Origin of the sequence: Nocardia sp. XZ_19_369 (assembly GCF_015355715.1) — a bacterium.
Lineage (GTDB): Bacteria > Actinomycetota > Actinomycetes > Mycobacteriales > Mycobacteriaceae > Nocardia.
This window is the reverse complement of sequence record NZ_JACVED010000003.1, coordinates 306,431-325,696: the sequence shown is the minus strand read 5'-3', so window position 1 is coordinate 325,696 and position 19,266 is coordinate 306,431. Positions and strand designations below refer to the sequence as shown.

The following is a 19,266-nucleotide window of genomic DNA, read 5'->3' as shown; positions in this document are numbered from 1 at the left end:
ACTCATGGACTTCACCGACGTCTCGCTCACCGCGCTGCGCGTTTTCCGCGCCGTCGCCGAACAGGGCACCTTCACCGCAGCGGCGGGCTCACTCGGTTACACCCAGTCCGCGGTCTCCCGGCAGATCGCGTCGGTCGAGCGGATGGCGGGTACGGAACTGCTCGAGCGTCGTCGTGACGGCGTAAAACTCACGGCGGCAGGACATCTCGTGTTGCGCCGAGCCACCACAGTGCTGGAGCAGATCGACGCGACGGCCCGCGAACTGTCCGGGTTGCCCGCCCAGACGGCGACGGTACGGGTGGGCTGGTTCCCCAGCACAGGTGCCGCGCTGCTGCCGAAAGCCATTGCGGCACTGCGCCGAACCCATCCCGGCATCACCGTACGGAGCCGGGAAGGCAGCACACCCGCACTGGTTCGCGCCTTACGCGCCGGCAGCGTGGACCTCGCACTCCTCGGCTCCGAGCCACCGTTTCGGCCGCCGGATACCGAGTCGCCCGCGCTCATCCTGCAAACCCTCACCGAGCGCAGCCTGTGCGTGGCCGTACCCGCCGCGCACGCACTCGCGCGCGGCGACTACATCGACGTCGCCGACCTGCACGGCCGGCAGTGGATCGCCGGGCCGAACACCACGGACGACCGGCTGATGGGCGTCTGGCCCGGACTGGACGAGCGCGCCGAGATCACGCACACCGCGCGCGATTGGCTGGCCAAGCTCCAATTGGTCGCCGCGGGTTGCGGACTCACCACCCTCCCCGCCATCCTGGCTCCCGCCGCACCGCCCGGCGTGCGCATCCTGCAGGTCCGCGGTGGCCCACAGGAACAGCGGCGTTTGCTGCTGGCACACCTTCCGTCCCCGCTCAGCGACGCGGCGGCCCGGACCGCCGAAGCACTCCGGGCCGCCGCGATCGAGCTGGACATACCCCGCTGACCACTCACCGCGACTCCACCCCGCGGTGCACGACGACCCGACTCAGCGCGGAGTACCGTGGATTTGCTTGTAGTTTGCTTCCGCTCGTTGCAGCACCTGCATAACCGTCCTGAGCTGCTCTTCACCTGGTCGCCCGCCCAGCACAAGGAGAAGTCTTCGATGCGCGTTATTCGTGGTTGGAAGAGTGTGGTGGCCCTGGCGACAGCCTCGGCAAGCGTCCTGCTCGGTCTCCAGGCCGCACCGGCCACCGCGGAAACTCCGGGAACGCTGATCTCATCGACCCCGCGGGCCGACGGCTGGCGGCCGATGCCGAACGGGTCGGTCATCACCTACTGGATGGCCGGGTCGGACGGCACGCCACAGCAGGCCAGCGGGGCCCTGTTCGTGCCGACGGGCACGCCGCCGCCGAACGGGTGGCCGGTCATCGCGTTCGATCACGGAACCACCGGCCTCGGCCGCGGGTGCGGTGGCGAGTCCGATCCGAGCACGGCGCCGCACTCGCATTGGCATACCGAGGAAGACGACATCATGCTGCGCCTGATCGACCAGGGCTTCGCCGTGGTGGCTCCCGACTACCTCGGGCTCGGACTGTTCGACACCGGCCCGCACCCGTACCTGGAGCTGAAGACCGAGGCGACCGCCACCATCGATCTGCTGCGCGCCGCCCGCTCCGCGCACCCCGAGCTGTCGCGCACCTGGGCCGCGTTGGGCCCCTCGCAGGGTGGCCAGGCGGCACTGGGCACCGGTCATCTCCAGTCGAGCTACGCCTCCGACCTCGACTACCGCGGCACCATCGCGATCGACCCGGAGTCCGATGTCGAAAAGGCGCTGCCCATAGCGGGTCCCGCCATTCCGACGGTGCCGGGAACGTCGGAAACACTGGGCTTCTTGACGAGCATTTTCGCCGGCTTCCGAGCCGCGCGCCCCGATGTCGACTTCAATCAGTATCTGAGCCCGGCGGGGCGGACGCTGCTCGATGAGATCGGCACCATGTGTAAGCCGGAGATCGAGGCAAGGGTGGAGGGTGTCGGCATCGGCGAGTTGCTGTCGAAGCCGTTGTCCGACAGCCGTGTCCGAGCCGCTTACGAGTCCTATCTGACGGTGCCGACCAGCGGCTACGACGCCCCGATCCTGTTGCTGCTCAACGTCACCGATACGACGGTCCCTTCGCCGCTGCACGCGGCACTGGCCGCTCAGTTCGCCGCCAACGGGGTCGACTTCCAGACCGTCACGGGCACCGGGACGCATACCCAGCTCAACCCCCAAATGTGGTCCGCCATCGACGCTTTCCTCACTCGCGTCCGGTAGCAGGCGCACCTGGCGAGAATCCGTTGGAACCTGACGGTCGAGCTACTTCTCGTGGACCGGCGCGGCACTTAGCGTCGTAATCACCGAAGAGAAGGAGACTTTCGATGCTCGCACAGTTCGTACTGTTCGACGGATTCGATCCGCTGGACGTGATCGCGCCCTACGAGGTGCTCGGCGCTGGCGGCACGGTCACCGGTGGATCGCTCGAGGTCGAACTGGTCTCCGCAGAGGGCGAACGGGAGGTGCCCAGCGGCGTAGCCCCGGTGTCGTTGCGGGCCACCGGGCGGCTGGATCCGGAACGTGCGGACCTGGTCATCGTGCCCGGTGCGATGGGCCGGATGCCGACGGACGCGGAGGATCACCGGGACGACAGTGTGCTGACCATCCTCGTCCGAGCCCTCGGCACCGAACTGGCTGCCCTGCTGAAGGAAGCAATGGATCGGCCGGGGCTCACCGTCGCGAGCGTCTGCGGCGGCTCGCTGTTGCTCGGGTTCGCCGGCTTGCTCACCGGCCGTCCAGCGACCACGCATCCGCTGGGCATGACGGCACTGGCGCGCACGGGGGCGCAGGTGGTGGACGCCCGCGTCATCGATGACGGTGATCTGATCTGCGGTGCGGGCGTCACCTCCGGTTTGGACGTCGGCCTGTATTTGCTGGAACGCGAACTCGGCCCGCAGGTCGCCCACGCCGTGGAGCAACTGATCGCCTACGAACGTCGCGGAACCGTCTGGCGCAATACGGGTTCCGTACCCGTCGCCGCCTGATCGGCTAACCGCAAGTCATCATCCGTTCGCCCGCCACCCCATCCCAGCGGAGCGTCTCTGCCCGGTGAGTTGCTCAGCGGGCGACCACGCGGATGGTCTTCAACTCCGAATCCGCGGGATCCGGGACGTTCATGCCCGCATCGATGCCGGAACGCAGGTACTCGATCACAGCGTCATCGACCAGTTCACCGGGCAGGATCACCGGTATCCCCGGCGGGTACGGAGTGACCTGCTCGGCCGCGATCCGGCCCGCGGACTCCGCGAAGGGAACCGTGTTGGGGCTGAAAAAGGCGTCCCTTGGCAGCATGACGGTCTAGTGGTACTCGGCCAGTGCGTCGACAAGCGGCGCCTTCGAGTGATCCACGTTGGTCGAGTACCCACGCCCCAGCACGGCACACTCCGGGCTACGCCCCCGTTTTTCGGTAACCACGAAAGGATGGTCTCGCCGGATCGGCGGCGACGGACGACCATATAAGTGTGGCCGGACAGTTTGTTCCCGTCCCGGGGTGGTTCGCCTGGGAAAACCAGGATTGCGGCGTCGCGGTCGCGGATATCGACGGCGACGGAAACACCGATGTCGTGGTGTTCATGGTGGACAACCCGGAGGGCCAGAACGCGGGTTTCTACCGGGTCGGCTCGGGGTTCGCGGCCGACGGCACGGTGCCCGCGTGGGGGCCGTGGCTGGAGGTGCCGGAGTGGTTCGGCTGGGAGAACCAGGGTGCGGGGATCGCCCTGGCCGATCTCTCCGACAACGGCCAGCTGGACCTGGTCATCTTCCTGGTCGACAATCCGCCGGGCCAGAATCAGGGCTACTACCGGATCGGCCGCGACCTGGCCGCCGACGGCACGGTGACCGGCGGCTGGACACCGTGGTTGCCGGTGCCGGACTGGTTCGGCTGGGAAAACCAGGGCGCCGATATCTGTCTCACGGTGCTCGACGGGCAACCGGTGCTGGTCCTGCTCACCGTCGACAACCCGCCGGGTCAGAACAGTGGCCAGTTCCGGCTGGCTAAGGGCCTGGGGGCGGACGGCTCGGTGGCCGAGTGGACACCATGGCTCGCGGTGCCCGACTGGTACGGCTGGGAAAACCAGGGCGCGGGCCTCGCTGTCGCGGATCTGGACGGTGACGGCAGGCCCGAGCTGATCGTGTTCGCGGTGGACAATCCGGTCGAGGGCAATGTCGGGGTGTACACCATCGGCTGGGGGCTGGACGGCTCCGGTCACGCGGTCGACGGCTGGAGCACGTGGTCCACGGTGCCCGACTGGGGATTCACCGAAAATCAAGGTGCCGCAACGGCTTTACTCACCAGACCGGGTGCGCCGCCGGAGCTGGTCGTCTTCACCATCGACGCGCTGCCCGGCCAGAACGCGGGTTACCTGCGGGTGGTCGAGCTCGAGACCGACCTGATGCACGCCGCGCACATGGGTGTGTGGCGGATCCTGGATTTCGACACCGAGATCAACCCGGTGCACGCCGCGCTGCTGCACACCGGCGACGTGGTGTTCTTCGCCGGCTCGGGCAACGACCCCGATCGCCACCACGCGCACGACTTCCGCACGCGCGTATGGCATTACCCGAATCCCGGACTGGACTCGGTGGATACGCCGATCGACCTGTTCTGCGTCGGCCAGGCCATGCTGCCGGACGGCCGGCTGCTCGCGGCGGGCGGCACCGAACGCTACGACCCGTTCTACGGCCTGCCCGACGCGCTGATCTTCGACCCCGCCGCACTGTCCTGGAACCGCATGCCGGACATGGCTTTCGGGCGCTGGTACCCCTCGCTCGTCACAATGCCGGACGGCAACGTGGTCTCGGTGTCGGGTCTCGGCGCCGACAACTTCCTCTCGGTGGTGCCCGAACTCTTCGACACCGCGACCCAGACCTGGTCGCAGCTGCCGGTTCCGGGCCCCATCCCGATGTACGGCCACCTGGTGCTGCTCGCCGACGGCCGCCTGTTCTACACCGGCGGCCAGTACGGTGGCAACAACGGTATGCGGCCGTCGATCTGGGATCCGGCGACCGGCGCGACCACCGAGGTGCCCGGCCTCGCCGATCCGGGCTCACGCAACCAATCCGCCAGCGTGCTGCTGCCACCCGCGCAACAGCAGCGGGTGATGATCCTCGGCGGCGGCGGATTCGATATGCACAGTCCCGCACCGGCTTTGGCCGACACGCGGATCGTCGACTGTTCCGGGCCGACACCCGTCTACCAGCCGGGCCCGCCGATGGACCACGCCCGCATGCATCTGAGCGCGGTCATCCTGCCGGACCGGACCGTGCTGGCCACGGGCGGCTCGGGCATGGAGGAGATGGCGCACGCCGCGCCGCCGCACGCCGAGATCTTCGACCCGGCCACGAACCGCTGGATGCACACCGCGAAATGTCGCGTCCCCCGGCTCTACCACTCCGTCGCCCTGCTCACCCCGGACGGCAAGGTGATCACCGCAGGCTCCAATCCGGCGCGCAAGACCGAGGAGCTGCGGATCGAAATGTATTGGCCGCCCTACCTTTTCCAGGGTGACCAGCCCGAGCTCCAGCTCGGCGCCGAGTCCGCGACGTACGGTGCGGCCATCACCGCGACCAGCGCCGCGGCGCTGCGGGAGATCAACCTCGTCCGCCCCTGCGCGTGCACCCACTCCTGCGACAACGAACAACGCCTGGTCGACCTCGAATTCACCAGCACCGCACCGGATTCGGTGACCATCACGTTGCCGGACAACCCCGCGCTCGCGCCACCGGGCTGGTACCTGATCTTCGCCGTCGACACCGGCGGCGTGCCCTCGCTCGGCCGCCGGCTACGCCTCGGCTGACACGCGGCTAACCGTTCCTAGGACACGCCGACCGGGCCGCCCGCTGTGAGGTGGCCCAATGGTGGCGGTGTTTGCGGCGAGTAGCGCCGCGGTCGTCGTAAGGTACGGGCATGGTGCCCACCGAGAAGTCCGAGTTGGTGCAGTCGATCGTCGAGTCGTATCTGCTGGACGGGGCCAGGCAGTACAGCCGCACCGACGTCGCCGACCAGGCAGGCACCACCACGGCGCTCACCAAGCGACTGTGGACCGCCCTCGGCTTCCCGGCCGGGCTGGACGACGACGCCGTCGACTACACCGACGCCGACATCGCAGCCCTGCGCAACTTCCGCGACCTGAACGTGCTGGCCTCGGCCGACTCGCGGCAGCAGGCGGCGACCGCGCGCACCCTCGGCCAGGGCATGGCGCGGCTCGCGGAGTGGCAGGTGGACCTGGTGCTCGCCGAGATCGGCGAACGCATCGCCGCAGCCGACCCCGCCGCCGACCCCGAGGAAACGGTGCGCACCGCCACCGAGGGCACCATCGCGACCCTCGAAGAGCTCAATACCTACGCCTGGCGCCGCCACCTCGCCGCCGCGCTCTCGCGGTCGCTCGATCCGGGCACCTCCGCCGGGGACACCGTGCGCGAACTGGCGGTCGGCTTCGCGGACATGGTCGGCTACACGCGACTGACCAGGCACCTGCACCCCGACGAGCTCTCGCTGCTGCTCGAGTCGTTCGAGTCCACCACGACCGCCGCGATCACCGAGAACGGCGGCTGGGTGGTCAAGAACGTCGGCGACGAGGTGATGTTCGCCGCGAACAGCGCGGCCAACGCGGCCCGCATCGCGCTGGCCATCCAGGAGTCCACCATGATGGTCGGCGGCACCCCGGAACTGCGCGTCGCGGTGGCCTACGGCGCGGTGCTGCAGCGGTTCGGCGATCTGTACGGCTCGGTCGTGAACATCGCGTCCCGGCTCACCGGTGTCGCCCGGCCCGGCACGGTACTCATCGATGACGAGGCCGCCGCGGCGCTGGACGGCGAGCCCGAGTTCCTGATCAAGAACCTGCGCAGCGTCCGCGTCCGCGGCTTCAATCGGCTGCGCCCGCACATCCTGCGGCGCAACGAGAAGAACCACTGAGCACCGCTTCGAGCGCGGTACCTGCCGCGACCTAAGCTCGTTCCAGTGGAGATGGACTGGTCCGAGCTGCGCGCGCGATTCCTTGTCGAAGAAGACGCGGCGATCCTGGCCTTGCACAAGCCCGCCGGCATCTCGGTCACCGGCGAGCGGCACGACACCGACCTGGTCGAGATGGCTGCCGCGGCGGGCGAAACGCTCTATCCGGTGCACCGCATCGACAAGGTGACCTCCGGACTGGTGCTGCTGGCCAAGGAACTCGGCGCGCACGGCCAGTTGACCAGGCAGTTCAACAAGCAGACCGCCGAAAAGGCCTACCTCGCCATCGTGGCGCCGGGCGAACTGCCCGACACCGGGACGATCGACCTGCCGCTGAGCGTCGGACGCAAGAACCGGGTCCGCATCGCGGCGCCGCGGGAGAGCATTCGCCGCGACGCGGACCGCTGGTTCGTCGCCGACGCCGATCTGCTGGATACCAAGAACTATCCGTCGCGCACCGAGTTCGCCACGGTGCTGCGCCGCGACGACCACGCGGTACTCGCGCTGCGCCCGATCACGGGTCGCCGCCACCAGATTCGGGTGCAGCTGGCCTGGATCGGCCACCCCATCGTCGGCGACCCGCTGTTCGACAAGTCGGGCGCACACGAGCGGACTTACCTGCATTCATGGCGGCTCGGCCTGACGGCGGACTGGCGTACCCCACCGGAACTCGCACTGGCGGCGACACCCGACGCGGACTTCTGGCGGCCGATCCAGGCCGAGCCGAACGAACCCGCCGACCTGCTACGCCGCGCGGGCGAGTTGCTGCGCGGCGCTTAGTTCAGTGCGGCCATTCCGGCGACCGGCCGAGCATCGCGACGATCCGGTCCAGCCGATCCGCACTCGATGACGGCAACACCGGGCCGAATGCGGCACCGGGCGCCAGCCGGATCTCGCCGCCGGGAACCGCCTCGGCCACCGGGAACGCGGCATCGAGAACTTCGTCGTCGAAGTGCACCGGCAACCCCAAAGTCTTTGCCACATCCCAGGAATGCACGACGTAGTCGATGAAGTGGAAGCTCACCGCCTGAGCTCCGGAGAACTGGAAGTCGGTACTGAACTCCACCAGCGGAACCTTGCGGTCGAGCACGCCGGGTTCGGCGAACGCCGCGAGGACATGCTCGGCGGCGGCGCGATAGCTCGCCACCGGGTCGGTACCGAGTGCGCGCAGCTTCCACTGGACCGGGTCGGCGTCGCCACGGGATGCCGCGGCGAATCCGTAATGCTGGGCGATCATGTGCGTCAACAGGCCGTGCAGCGTCCAATCGGCGCACGGCGTCGGCTTGCTCAGGTCCGCACCGGTCAGTTGCTCGACCAGGCCGATGCTCGTCCGCACCGCCCGCTCGTTCAACGCGATGAGATCGACGGCGCTCATCAGCGCGTCGAGGGTGCGCAGTTCTGCGCTGGTATCCGAATCGGTCGCCATCTATGGCTGCTCTCTACTAGTCCAAATAATAAGTACGCGCCTATCGTATGCTCATGCTTATCATCTGCCAAGCAGTATTTTCTTCCCATGCCGCACGCTCATCGTCCCGATCTCGCCGCGATGATGGCCCCACTCATGCGGGCGCTCATGGCGGCGGAACTGCCTGTGCTCGAACGACATGAACTGTCCATGTGGGGCTATGCGGTGCTGCTCGGGCTCGGCAAGGAGCCCGTGTACACCCAGGCCGCACTGGCCAAGTCGATCAACGCCGACAAGACCCGCATCATCCCGGTGCTCGACGAGCTGCAACAGGGCGGGTTGATCCGGCGCGAACCCGATCCGGCGGACCGGCGCGTCAATCTCGTGTCGATCACCCCGGCCGGGCGCGGTCTGCGCGACCGGGTGCAGGCCGAGATCCAGGAGGTGGAGAATCGCCTGCTTTCGCAGTTGCCCGCGGCGGATCGGCGCGTCTTCCTGCACTCGCTGCAGACCTTGGCAACGCACGCCGAAGAGCAGTCATCGTGAGCGCAAACACAGACCACCGCGCAGGTTTCCGCTGGTGGCGAGCCTCATGGCGACGCGTAACACGCAGGTCAACTAGCCTTATTACGTGCCGCGCACGGGAGGCGGGCACACTCTGACGCAACGGAGCGATCCCCCAGAGAAAGCGAACGCCGATGATCCTGGTGGCTCAGGTCAGCGACACACATTTCGATCTCGGCGCCCGCAACGCCGAACGGGTCGAGCAGGTCATGGCCTTTCTCAGCGGCCTGCGCCGCAGGCCGGACGCGATTCTGGTGACCGGCGACATCACCGACGGGGGCAAGCCCGACCAATACGCGCAGGCCAGGCTCGCATTCGACATCGACATTCCGGTGTACGCGATCCCCGGCAACCACGACGATCGCGCCGCCTTCCGCGGCACGCTGCTCGGCGAACCGGCCTCCACCGCGCCGATCAACCACGCCCATCGGATCGGGGATCTGACCGTCGCACTGCTGGATTCGAGCATTCCCGGCGAACCGAGCGGCCGGCTCGCCGACGAGACCTACACCTGGCTGCACGATGTGCTGGCCACCGCCCCGGCCGACAAGCCCGTGCTGCTCGCCCTGCATCACCCGCCCGCGTACCTGTTCAGCCCGATCGTGGACGAGATCTCGCTCCAGGAGCCGGAGAAGTTCGCCGAACTGGTCGCCGGCGACAAGCGCATCGTCGCGGTGCTCACCGGGCACGCACACTCCGCGGCGACAACGACATTCGCGGGGCGTCCGCTGCTGGTTGCGCCGAGTACCGCGTCGGTGCTCGGTGGCATCTGGGAGCTCGACCTGCCCGACCATGTGATGGACTACGCGCCCGACCCCGCCGTCGCGCTGCACATGATCGATGAAAAGCACAGCCTGACAACACATTTCCGCAGCATCCCGATGGGCGGCTGGCTCGGCGTCGCGCCGAACTGAGGCGGGCCCGGCCGTTTAGCCGACCGGGGCCCGGGCAGTCGAGGGATGACAGTTCCCCTCGATTCGAAGGAACTCCGATGACCGATCTCGCCGCTTCAGTAGTGCGCAGCACCTTCGCCGTGGGAGCCAAGCTGCGCCATGCCAGGGTCTTTCACCCCGACGGCCTGCACCTGTCCGGGCGGCTGCACGCGGAAAGCGAGTACGAGCACCTGTTCGGCACGGGTGAGCGGGCCGTGATCGCGCGCCTGTCGAAGGGCGCGGGCACGCCGGGCAGCCTGCCGGATGTGCTCGGCTTGGCGTTCCGGGTGCTGGATCGCCACGACGAGCCGTGGGATTTCGCGCTGGCCACCACCGGCGGCGGACCGCTGAGCAAGTTCCTGATCACCCCCGCGCGTGGCTGGGTCAGCGCCAGGTACGGCAGCCTGATGCCCTACCGGGTCGGCAAGACCGCGCCGCTGTGGTTCTTCGCCGAGCCGGACACCGGCCAACCCACCTCCGCGTCGCTGGCGGAGCTGACCGAGCACCTGCGCGCGCAGCCGATCTCGTTCACCCTGCTGGCGAGCGGGTTGACGGGGGCGACCCTGCGTCTCGCCGAGTTGACGCTGCGGCTCTCGGAAGCCGCGGACCATCGGACGGACTACTTCGACCCGATGCTCAATCACCCGGACGGCGTGGAGCTGTTGCCCAGGATCGTCGGCAAGGTAAGGGAATTCGCCTACTCGGGCAGCCGGACCGGACGCGGCGAAAGGGCCTGACCGGTCAGCGCCGCACGGCCCGTTCGCGGCGATAGGCAGCGGGCGTCGCGCCGGTCCAGCGCTTGAACGCGTAGATGAACGTCGACGATTCCGCGTAGCCGAGCCGGATCGCGACGTCGCTCACCGAAAGCGGTGTCGCGGTGAGCATCTCCTCGGCCAGCGCGCGGCGCACCTCGTCTAGCAGCGCGCGGTAGCTGGTGCCCGCGGTGTCGAGGTGGCGGCGCAGCGTGCGCGTGCTCATATTGAGATCGCGTGCGACGGAGTCGATTCCGGGCGGCGCGGTGAAGCCGTCGGCGCCGCCGGGGACCAGGCGTTCGCGCACCTCGGCGGCGATGCCGGTGCGGGCCCGGCGACGATCCACCAGCTCCCGGCACTGGGCCAGGCACATGGCCCAGGTCTGCTCGTTCGCCTGCGGCAGTGGCTGATCCAGCACCGCGGGCTCGATCGCGAACAGGTTGCGCGGCTGCCCGAAGCGCGGGCGCACACCGGTGACCTCTTCGAGCCGATCGGCGTATGCCGGTTCCGCGAAACGGAACTCGGCCCTGGCGAGCGGCAAATGCCTGCCCAGTAGGTCGCTCATCACCTGGTGCATGGCGGTGACGTCCCGTTCGACCAGGAACTGCCGGACATCGGCCGGAATCAGCTCGTCGTGCACCCAGGCCACGAACTCCCCCGCCCGCCACTCCCCGACGGGCAGGCAGAAGGTGAAACTCAGCTCCAGGTAGCGCAGCGCGAAGGAGATCGCCTCACCGAGCGTCGGGCTGCTGACACACGCGAAGCCGAAGATGCCGAAGGTGGTGATCCGGTAGCGGCGGCCGACCTCCACGCCGAGCGCGGGCCGGTCGGCGAGTTCGCGCACCAGATTGCGGACCACGGCGAGTTCGATGTGCGCGTCGATCTGCCCGTCCGGGTCACGCAGCAATGCCTCGGACAACCCCGTTCCGGCGAGCATGCGCCCGGCGGACACACCGTGCTCGGCGGCATAGCCGACCATCAGCGCCACGCTGGCTATCCCGCGCGGAAAGTTCCAGTCACGGATCCCCGGATCCTGCACCCGCTCCACAGCGGACAGTATGCGGCCTGCTTGGCCGAATTTCTCGATCGGCTATCCGTGCGCCCCCTACAGTGGAATCATCTTCGGTGTTGTGAGGAGTGTCACATGACAGCGGGCAACCGGCCATCAGCCCTCATCATCGGCGCGGGCTTCGGCGGCATCGGGATGGCGATCGAGCTGCGCCGCAACGGTTTCGACGACATCACCATCCTGGAGCGGGCCGCCGACCTCGGCGGCGTGTGGCGGGAGAACACCTATCCCGGTGCCGCCTGCGACGTGCCGTCCCCGCTGTACTCCTTCTCGTTCGAGCCGAAACCGGACTGGCCACAGCGCTACTCCGGGCGCGAGTCCATCCACGCCTATCTGCGCGGCGTCGCGGAGCGCAACGGCGTATTCGACACGATCCGGTTCGGCGCCGAGGTGACCGATGCCGAATTCGACGATGCCGCCGGCCGCTGGACCGTCCGCACCGCCGACGGCGCCGCCAGGACGGCCGACGTGTTGATCTCGGCGGTCGGTCAGCTGTCACGGCCCGCGCTCCCGAATATCGCGGGGCTCGACACCTTCGCGGGCGCGGCGTTCCACTCCGCCGAGTGGGACCACAGTGTCGACCTGCACGGCAAGCGCGTGGCCTGCATCGGCACCGGTGCCAGCGCCATCCAGTACATCCCGGAGATCCAGCCGGAGGTGGAGCAGCTCACCCTGTTCCAGCGCACGCCGGCCTGGGTGATCCCGAAGTTCGACACCGACTACTCGCCCATCCAGCATCGGCTGTTCGCCCGCCTGCCCGGCGCGCTGCTGGTCGAGCGCTTCGGCTGGTGGTCGATCGCCGAGTTCGTCTCGCTCGGACTGGTCGAGTTCCCGGCCATCGCCAGGCTGGTGGCGACGCTCGCCGAGCGTCATCTACGCAAGCAGGTGGCCGACCCCGAGCTGCGGGCCAAGCTCACCCCCGACTATCCGATCGGCTGCAAGCGCGGCCTGTTCTCCAACGACTACTACCCCGCGCTGACGCAGCCGAATGTGCGGGTGGAGACGACTGCGATCACCGAGGTGGTGCCGCAGGGCGTGCGCACCGCCGACGGCACCGTGCACGAGGTCGACGTGATCATTTACGGCACCGGCTTCAAGGGCACCGAGTTCCTCTGGCCGATGCACATCTACGGCCGCGCGGGCCGCAAGCTGTCCGACGTCTGGGCCGACGGAGCGCACGCCTACTACGGCGTCACGGTGCCGGAGTTTCCGAATCTGTTCCTGGTCTACGGGCCGAACACCAATCTCGGTGTCGGCTCGATCATCTACATGATCGAATCGCAGGCCCGCTACATCCGCCAGGCGGTCGAGCTGCTCGGCCGGCACCCAAGGCACTCGCTGGAGGTTCGCGCCGATCAGGAGGCGCGGTTCAACGAGGCCCTGCAACAACGCCTCGCTCGCACCCCGTGGAACTTCTGTGCCAGTTGGTACCGCAATGCCGCGGGCCGCATCACCAACAACTGGCCCGGCTCGCAGACCAGTTATCGCCGCAGGCTGCGCAAGCTCGACCCCGCCGATTACACCCTCACTCCGGCCGCATGACGGCCACCGAACGGAGTGCCGCCGGGACGCGCCCGCACACTGACCGCCCGCGCGCACTGGCAGACTTATGCCGTGACTGGACGCCCGATAGCTGACGGCACGGCCGAACACGGGCCGCTGCGACCGATCGAGCTGGCGTTCGGCGCCGTGCTGGGCGGTGCCACCGTCGGATTGGTCACCGTCGGCTCGGTGATCCCGTTGGCGGCCGCGCTGAACCTGGTCGCCGCGGTGCCGATGGGGCTGCTCGCACAGCGCTATCGGCTGCGCGCGCTGGTCACCGCCGCCGTCGCGGCGACCGTGGTCGCCTTCGTCGCCACCGGCCTGCTGGCCACCACCGGGCTGATGGCGACCGCCACCATCGCGGGCATCATCGGCACGACCAAACGACGTGGCGGCGGGCTGGCCGCGGTGCTCGGGCTTTCTACCCTCGCCGGTCTGGTCTGGGCCGGCTTCGCGGTCGGCATGCTGCAACTGCTCTCCGCCACCAGGAACCTGCTGTTCGACACCGTCCGCAACACCTCGCGCGGCATCCAGGAACTCGCGGAGCGCCAGGAACAGCTGGCGCCACTCGGCCGCGCGGCCGTCGACGTCACCGATTCCGTGCTGCGCTGGTGGTGGCTCTGGGTCGGCAGCGGCGTGGTGACGGGCATGGTGGCGACCGCGCTCTTCTCCTGGTTCGTGCTCGGCTCGGTGCTGGATCGGCTGGCCTGGCTGCCCGGTCACGACCGGCTCGACGCGCCGCCGGACGATCGCGCGATCGCACCGCTGCCGGTCACCCTGCGCGGGGCGGGATTCCGCTATCCGGGCGCGGTGCGCGACGCGCTGCGCGACATCGACCTCACCGTGGACGTCGGCGAGTTCGTCGCGGTCGTCGGGCACAACGGCTCGGGCAAGTCGACGCTCACCCGGCTGCTCGCCGGGCTGCCGCCCACCACCGGAACCGTGCAGCGACCCGGTTCCGCGGGGCTCGGACACCTCGGCGGCACCGCGCTGGTGTTGCAACGGCCGGAGAGCCAGACCCTCGGTGTGCTCGTCGCCGACGATGTGGTGTGGGGGCTGCCCACCGAACTCGCCGCGGACGTCGACGTCGCCGGACTGCTGCGCGAGGTCGGGCTGGACGCCATGGGCGACAAGGAAACCGCCACCCTGTCGGGCGGGCAGCAGCAGCGGCTCGCGGTCGCCGCGGCCCTCGCCCGGAAACCCGCGCTGCTCATCGCCGACGAGGCCACCTCGATGATCGACCCGCAGGGGCGCCGCGAACTCGTCGAACTGCTTGCGGCACTGCCGAAACGCCACGGGATGGCGGTGGTGCTGGTGACCCACCACGAGGCCGACGCGGCCGCGGCGAGCCGAGTGGTGCACCTGGCGCAGGGCCGCGCGGTCGAGCGGCTGGCCGCCTGGCCGCGCCCGGTCCGGGACGTGCGGCGCAGGCCGATGGGTGAGCCGCTGCTCGAACTGCGCGACGTCCGATACACCTACAACCGCGGCACACCGTGGGAAGCGGCGGCGCTGCACTCGGTGGACCTCTCGGTGCGTCGCGGCGAGGCGCTGCTCATCGTCGGCGGCAATGGCTCGGGCAAGTCCACGCTGGCCTGGATCATCGCCGGACTGGTCGCACCGACTTCGGGCCGTTGCGAACTCGACGGCAAGGCGGTCACCGCGCAGATCGGCCGGGTCGGGCTGGCGTTCCAGCATTCCCGGTTGCAACTACAGAAGCAGACGGTCGGCACCGAGATCGCGGACTGGGGTGGGCGGGCCACCGGATCCGGGGCCGTCGGCCGGGCGCTGGACGCGGTGGGGCTGGATCGATCGCTGGCCGCGCGGTCGATCGAGGAACTCAGTGGCGGACAGGCGAAACGGGTGGTGCTCGCCGCGATCGTGGCCAGCCACCCGCAGGTGGTCGTGCTCGACGAGCCGCTGGCCGGGCTCGACCCAGAAGGGCGGGCGGACATCGTGGAACTGCTTGCGCGGCTGCGGGATTCCGGTTTGACGTTGATCGTGATCTCGCACGATGTGGAGGACATGTCCACGGTGTGTGATCGGACGGTGCACCTGCGGTCCGGGCGGATACTGGCGGGAGATGCGGTGCCCGACGCTGCGCCAGCGACCGATAACTCTGCGCCCGAGCATGATTCCCGCACTGCGGCGCCGCCGCACCGGTCGGGCGAACCCGCATGGCGGATCGAGCACGGAGGCCAATCATGAGTGACCGACGCGTGACGCCGCATGTTGCGGATTTGAAGGCCAGCGAGGTGCAGGCATGAGTGTTGTTCTATTCCGCCGGGTTCCGGTGCAGAGCCCCGTGCACGACCTGTGGGCCGGTACCAAGATGATCGGCGCGTTCCTGATCAGTCTGCTCATGTTCCTGCCGACCTGGCCGGTGCTCGGCGTGATGGTCGCGTTTCTGGTGTTCATCGGCGTGCTGGCCCGCATCCCGCTCGGCACGCTGCCGCGCCTGCCCTGGTGGTTCTGGGGATTGCTCGGGATCGGCGGGCTGGTCAACGCCGCGGTGGACGGCCAAGCGGTGCTGCGTTACGCGCAGACGGTGGTGCTCGGCCTGCTGCTGGTCGCCACGTCGTTCCTGGTCGCCTGGACGACGCCGATGAGCGATATCGCCCCCGCGCTGGCCAAACTCGGTGCGCCACTGCGCAAACTCAAGCTGCCCGTGGATGAATGGGCCGTGGTCGTCGCCCTCACCCTGCGCGGATTGCCGCTGCTGATGGAGGAGATCCGGGTGCTGCGCGCGGCCCGCAAACTCCGCCCCAAGAACACCCTGGTCGCGCTCGCCACGGAGAACCCGCTGATCGACATCCTCACTGCCGCCATGGCCGTATCCACCCGGCGCGCAGGCGAACTCGGCGAGGCGATCACCGCGCGCGGTGGCACGGGCGAACTCGCGGCCTACCCCAGCTCCCCCGGTCGCCGCGACGCCGTCGCATTGATCGTCGTCGTCGCAGTGTGCGCAGGCGCCTTCACGCTCGGCATCGCGCTCCTGTAGCCGCACGCCGACGCTTCCAGGACCGGGCCAAGCCACGGTGCGGCCCTGGCGGTCGTGGTGTTGCCAGATGGATTCTTATCCGAATCTGAATGGTTGCTACTCCGGTTCGCGGCGCTGCTTTTGGTGTGCGGTGATGGGTGCCGATGCGGTGCGGTTCGAGCGGAACGAGACATCGATTCGCGCACGGGTCATCGTGCGCACCGATCAGGGTCCTGCACAGAAAGACGTGAATAGCCAACGGCTATAACCTGTTTCGCGGTATTTAAAAGGATTGCTGCCCCCTATTTCATGGGCTGTAGCACCGTCGAGGCAGTAGAGTTATCTGTGGAGTAGCTGTCCGTCGAATCACGTGGCCGCGCACCGCAGTGGGGGAAAGGAATTCGGAAGTGCGCGCCGTTTCTCCGATGCTTGAAAACCTGATGAAGAATGGAACACCCGAATGATTTTCCGCAAGATCACTGCGGCCGCAGTGCCTCTCGTCGCCGCGGTCGCGGTCGGCGCGGGCACCGCCCATGCGCAGCCCACCGCCGCGCCGACTCCTGAGATCGGTTACTCGGCACAGCTGGTGGGCGACACCATCATCACCACACTCACCGGCGGATCGTTCGAGCTGGCGGGCAATGTCGTCGACATCAAAGACGAAGCCGGGAACACGGTGGTCACCATGCCGCTGGCGTTCCGGCAGGACGGTCTGGAATTCCCGCTCCCGCACGCGGTGCGCGACGCGGGCCGCGTGCTGGAACTGACCGTGGTCAAGGACCTCACCCAGGCGCGCCCGGTGGCGACCCCGATCGCCTCGCCGTTCGAGAACCAGCGCGCCCAGGACGCCTTCCTGACCCAGTTCGGCATCGCCACCGCGATCGGCGGTTTCATCGGCACCGTGATCGGCGCGCTGGTCGGGCTGACCGGCATCCTCGGCGGGCCGACGGTGATCGCCAGCGTGCTGGCGGGCGCGGCCATCGGCGGGGTCATCGGCACCATCGTGGCGGGCGGTCCCACCCTGATCGTCGCGGGCATCGACCTGATCAACACCCTCGCCGCGCCGCCGGGGACCACGAAGTGGATGGATGACCCCCGGTCGCGGTAGGAACTGACCCGGATCGACCGAACGCGGCCCGCACCGAATCCTCGACAATTCGGTGCGGGCCGCGACATTGTCTGCGCGCCAAGGGTTGTGACCGGTCCGTGCGCTACCTCGCGCGGCAGCCGGGTGCGACCGGCGCACCCGCCACCCGGTCCGCTAGATAGGACATCGCGCCGAGCGCCTCGCCGACCGCGGCCGGGTTGTGGCCGGGCAACGCGGAATGCACGGAGGTGACCGTCGCGCCCTGGGCGCAGTAGCGGCCGAGGATGTCGGTGAACCCGGCCACGGGGACCACATCGTCAGTGGTGCTGTGGTACAGGTACATCGGGACGGTGGGCGCGGGGTTGCCGAGTTCGTGCGGGTCGGTCGCCGCGCGGAAGGCGGGGTGCGCCAGCAGGTTCGGCACCGCGGCGTAATCGTCGACGCGCGCGTTCATGTATTTCGCCACCAGGTCGGGGCCGCAGGCGGCACCGTCGGCGGCGATCATCGCGCGGCCACGGTCGTTGAGCAGCTCCATCAGGCCCGCGTTCGGATTGTCGCGGACCGCCGCGATCACGATGAGCATGGCCAGACCCGCCTGCATGGTGCCGTCCACATGCTGGGCGATGGCGGGCCAATTCGACGGGACGCCACCCGCGGCAATACCGGCGAATCGCACGTCCGGCGCATAGTGCGGCTGCATCTGGGCGGCCCACAGGGTGGCGAAGGCACCCCCCGAATAACCCCACGCGGTAACGGGAGTCGCCGGTCCGAGCCCCGCGGCGGGCAGGGCGCGGGCGGCCCGAATACCGTCCAGCACGCCGCGCCCGGAATTGACGCCGTCGAGGAACCTGGCTTGCGGACCCTCGTAGTCGCTGGTCACCACGGCCCAACCGCGGCTCAGCGCGGTTGCCATGAACGGGATGTCGATCAACGCCTGCGCACCACCGGGGTCGCCGCCGCCGCGCAACGCGTAGGAGGGCGCACATCGAGTGCCGAGGCTGTCCTCGGCGATCTGATAGGACAGCAGCGGGCGGGGGCCCGGGCCGAGCCACGGCAGCATCGGCACCATGATGGTGGCCACGTCGGCCACCGGGTTGCCGCCCGCGTCGGTGCTCCGGTACTTCACCTGCCACGTCGAAATCGGTAACGGCAGACCGAACAACGTACTCTGGCGCGACTCCACGATCGCGCCCTCGGGGTAGGCGGCGAGGTCGGCGGGCGCAGCGTAGAACGGGTCGGCGTCCGGCGGCAGCACCTGTGCTCGCGCGCTGCCCGGCGCCATGATCAAGGTCGAAGCCAGCGCAAGCACCGACAGGATGATCGCTGACGAGCCAAACCGAGCCACTCTCTTGCCGAGGCCCCGAGTCGGCGGACCGAAGGCCGTTGTGCTGAGGAGTGAAGTCCCCCTACCGATTCCGTGCGGAGTCGCCATGGCAGGCAACCTACCTTGCGCGCGGCCGAACCGTTCGGCACTCGCGCGACGTTTCCCCGACACCCCTAACTTGTTGCCGGACCGAAATACTCGGCCGACCAGTATCGATAGCGCGGGCACACCGGCTCCGGCCGGTTCATGGCTGCTGCGCATGGGGACCTCCCCTGTCCGGTGCGGCCACGACGCCGTGCGCCGGATACGGGTCCGCGCCGACGCACTCGGGCCTCGAGGCCATTCACGGTACTGACCGTTCCGGACCTCCGGCAACGGTCAACCCGTGGTCAGACCCATCGCCGCGAATGTCCGGCGCGGCCCGGCCCTGCGTGTCGAAAGTGCCTCAGGCGCAGGCGAGCCGGGTCACTTCTGCTCGCGCAGCGCCTTCTTGGCGGCTTCCTGGGCGGAGTCGACCTGGCCTGCGTACTTGCCACCGGTCTTCTGGTCGACCAGGTCGCCGGCCTTGTCGATGACGGTCTCCACCTTGTCCGCGTGCTGCTGGGCCAGGTCGACAGCCTTGTTCGCCAGGTTCTTGAAGTCCACTACA

17 protein-coding genes and 1 pseudogene are annotated in these 19,266 nt (G+C 68.8%); 13 read left to right on the top strand and 5 right to left on the bottom strand.

Annotated elements, in window-relative coordinates; all coding sequences use genetic code 11:
* The first annotated feature begins 4 nt into the window (after positions 1-4).
* The 3 genes from IBX18_RS13180 to IBX18_RS13170 all read left to right on the top strand — a co-directional run bounded on the left by IBX18_RS13180 (position 5) and on the right by IBX18_RS13170 (position 3,000).
* Entirely contained in the window at positions 5-928 is a 924-nt protein-coding gene (locus tag IBX18_RS13180; protein ID WP_194833992.1) for a LysR family transcriptional regulator, read from the top strand.
* A 159-nt stretch (positions 929-1,087) separates the two neighbouring features.
* Entirely contained in the window at positions 1,088-2,236 is a 1,149-nt protein-coding gene (locus tag IBX18_RS13175) for a lipase family protein (RefSeq protein ID WP_194834333.1), read from the top strand.
* Between the two features lie 104 nt (positions 2,237-2,340).
* Positions 2,341-3,000, top strand: coding sequence for a DJ-1/PfpI family protein (locus IBX18_RS13170; protein ID WP_194833991.1), 660 nt, complete (start codon positions 2,341-2,343; stop codon positions 2,998-3,000).
* 73 nt (positions 3,001-3,073) lie between these two features.
* Here IBX18_RS13170 and IBX18_RS13165 read toward each other — a convergent pair.
* Positions 3,074-3,313 (bottom strand): annotated as a pseudogene (locus tag IBX18_RS13165) (ornithine decarboxylase); the annotation flags it as partial.
* A 164-nt stretch (positions 3,314-3,477) separates the two neighbouring features.
* Between IBX18_RS13165 and IBX18_RS43090 the strand changes: the two are divergent.
* The 3 genes from IBX18_RS43090 to IBX18_RS13150 all read left to right on the top strand — a co-directional run bounded on the left by IBX18_RS43090 (position 3,478) and on the right by IBX18_RS13150 (position 7,745).
* Positions 3,478-5,811, top strand: a complete 2,334-nt coding sequence (locus tag IBX18_RS43090; protein ID WP_194833989.1) for a galactose oxidase-like domain-containing protein — start codon at positions 3,478-3,480, stop codon at positions 5,809-5,811.
* Between the two features lie 110 nt (positions 5,812-5,921).
* The gene (locus IBX18_RS13155) at positions 5,922-6,929 is read left to right on the top strand and encodes an adenylate/guanylate cyclase domain-containing protein (protein WP_194833988.1); all 1,008 of its coding nucleotides are present in this window, start codon (positions 5,922-5,924) and stop codon (positions 6,927-6,929) included.
* A gap of 51 nt (positions 6,930-6,980) precedes the next feature.
* Positions 6,981-7,745, top strand: a complete 765-nt coding sequence (locus IBX18_RS13150; protein WP_194834332.1) for an RluA family pseudouridine synthase — start codon at positions 6,981-6,983, stop codon at positions 7,743-7,745.
* 1 nt (position 7,746) lies between these two features.
* On the opposite strand, the gene IBX18_RS13145 is transcribed toward IBX18_RS13150, so the two are convergent.
* Positions 7,747-8,391 carry a TIGR03086 family metal-binding protein gene (locus IBX18_RS13145; RefSeq protein WP_194833987.1) on the bottom strand — a complete coding sequence of 215 codons (645 nt, stop codon included), beginning with the start codon at positions 8,389-8,391 and terminating at the stop codon, positions 7,747-7,749.
* An 87-nt stretch (positions 8,392-8,478) separates the two neighbouring features.
* On the opposite strand from IBX18_RS13145, the gene IBX18_RS13140 reads away from it, so the two are divergent.
* The 3 genes from IBX18_RS13140 (at position 8,479) to IBX18_RS13130 (ending at position 10,603) form a co-directional block, all read left to right on the top strand.
* The gene (locus IBX18_RS13140) at positions 8,479-8,916 is read left to right on the top strand and encodes a MarR family winged helix-turn-helix transcriptional regulator (protein ID WP_194833986.1); all 438 of its coding nucleotides are present in this window, start codon (positions 8,479-8,481) and stop codon (positions 8,914-8,916) included.
* Positions 8,917-9,068: 152 nt separating this feature from the next.
* On the top strand, positions 9,069-9,848 hold the full coding sequence (locus IBX18_RS13135) for a metallophosphoesterase (protein WP_194833985.1): 780 nt from the start codon (positions 9,069-9,071) through the stop codon (positions 9,846-9,848).
* A gap of 77 nt (positions 9,849-9,925) precedes the next feature.
* Positions 9,926-10,603, top strand: coding sequence for a phosphodiesterase (locus IBX18_RS13130; RefSeq protein WP_194833984.1), 678 nt, complete (start codon positions 9,926-9,928; stop codon positions 10,601-10,603).
* A gap of 4 nt (positions 10,604-10,607) precedes the next feature.
* On the opposite strand, the gene IBX18_RS13125 is transcribed toward IBX18_RS13130, so the two are convergent.
* Positions 10,608-11,666 carry an AraC family transcriptional regulator gene (locus tag IBX18_RS13125; RefSeq protein ID WP_306796247.1) on the bottom strand — a complete coding sequence of 353 codons (1,059 nt, stop codon included), beginning with the start codon at positions 11,664-11,666 and terminating at the stop codon, positions 10,608-10,610.
* 96 nt (positions 11,667-11,762) lie between these two features.
* Here IBX18_RS13125 and IBX18_RS13120 point away from each other — a divergent pair, with 96 nt between their 5' ends.
* From IBX18_RS13120 to IBX18_RS13105, 4 genes are all read left to right on the top strand, one after another.
* Positions 11,763-13,229: an NAD(P)/FAD-dependent oxidoreductase gene (locus IBX18_RS13120; RefSeq protein ID WP_194833983.1), complete on the top strand. Its 1,467-nt coding sequence runs from the start codon at positions 11,763-11,765 to the stop codon at positions 13,227-13,229.
* 72 nt (positions 13,230-13,301) lie between these two features.
* Positions 13,302-15,434 (top strand): ABC transporter ATP-binding protein, encoded by a 2,133-nt coding sequence (locus IBX18_RS13115; protein WP_194833982.1) that lies wholly within the window; start codon positions 13,302-13,304, stop codon positions 15,432-15,434.
* 55 nt (positions 15,435-15,489) lie between these two features.
* Positions 15,490-16,227 (top strand): CbiQ family ECF transporter T component, encoded by a 738-nt coding sequence (locus IBX18_RS13110; RefSeq protein ID WP_194833981.1) that lies wholly within the window; start codon positions 15,490-15,492, stop codon positions 16,225-16,227.
* Between the two features lie 439 nt (positions 16,228-16,666).
* Positions 16,667-17,314, top strand: a complete 648-nt coding sequence (locus tag IBX18_RS13105; RefSeq protein WP_194833980.1) for an ammonium transporter — start codon at positions 16,667-16,669, stop codon at positions 17,312-17,314.
* Between the two features lie 103 nt (positions 17,315-17,417).
* On the opposite strand, the gene IBX18_RS13100 is transcribed toward IBX18_RS13105, so the two are convergent.
* A complete protein-coding gene (locus IBX18_RS13100) occupies positions 17,418-18,602 on the bottom strand; it encodes a lipase family protein (protein ID WP_194833979.1) in 1,185 nt (394 codons plus the stop codon).
* A 480-nt stretch (positions 18,603-19,082) separates the two neighbouring features.
* Positions 19,083-19,262: an antitoxin gene (locus IBX18_RS13095; protein WP_107654067.1), complete on the bottom strand. Its 180-nt coding sequence runs from the start codon at positions 19,260-19,262 to the stop codon at positions 19,083-19,085.
* Positions 19,263-19,266 lie beyond the last annotated feature (4 nt).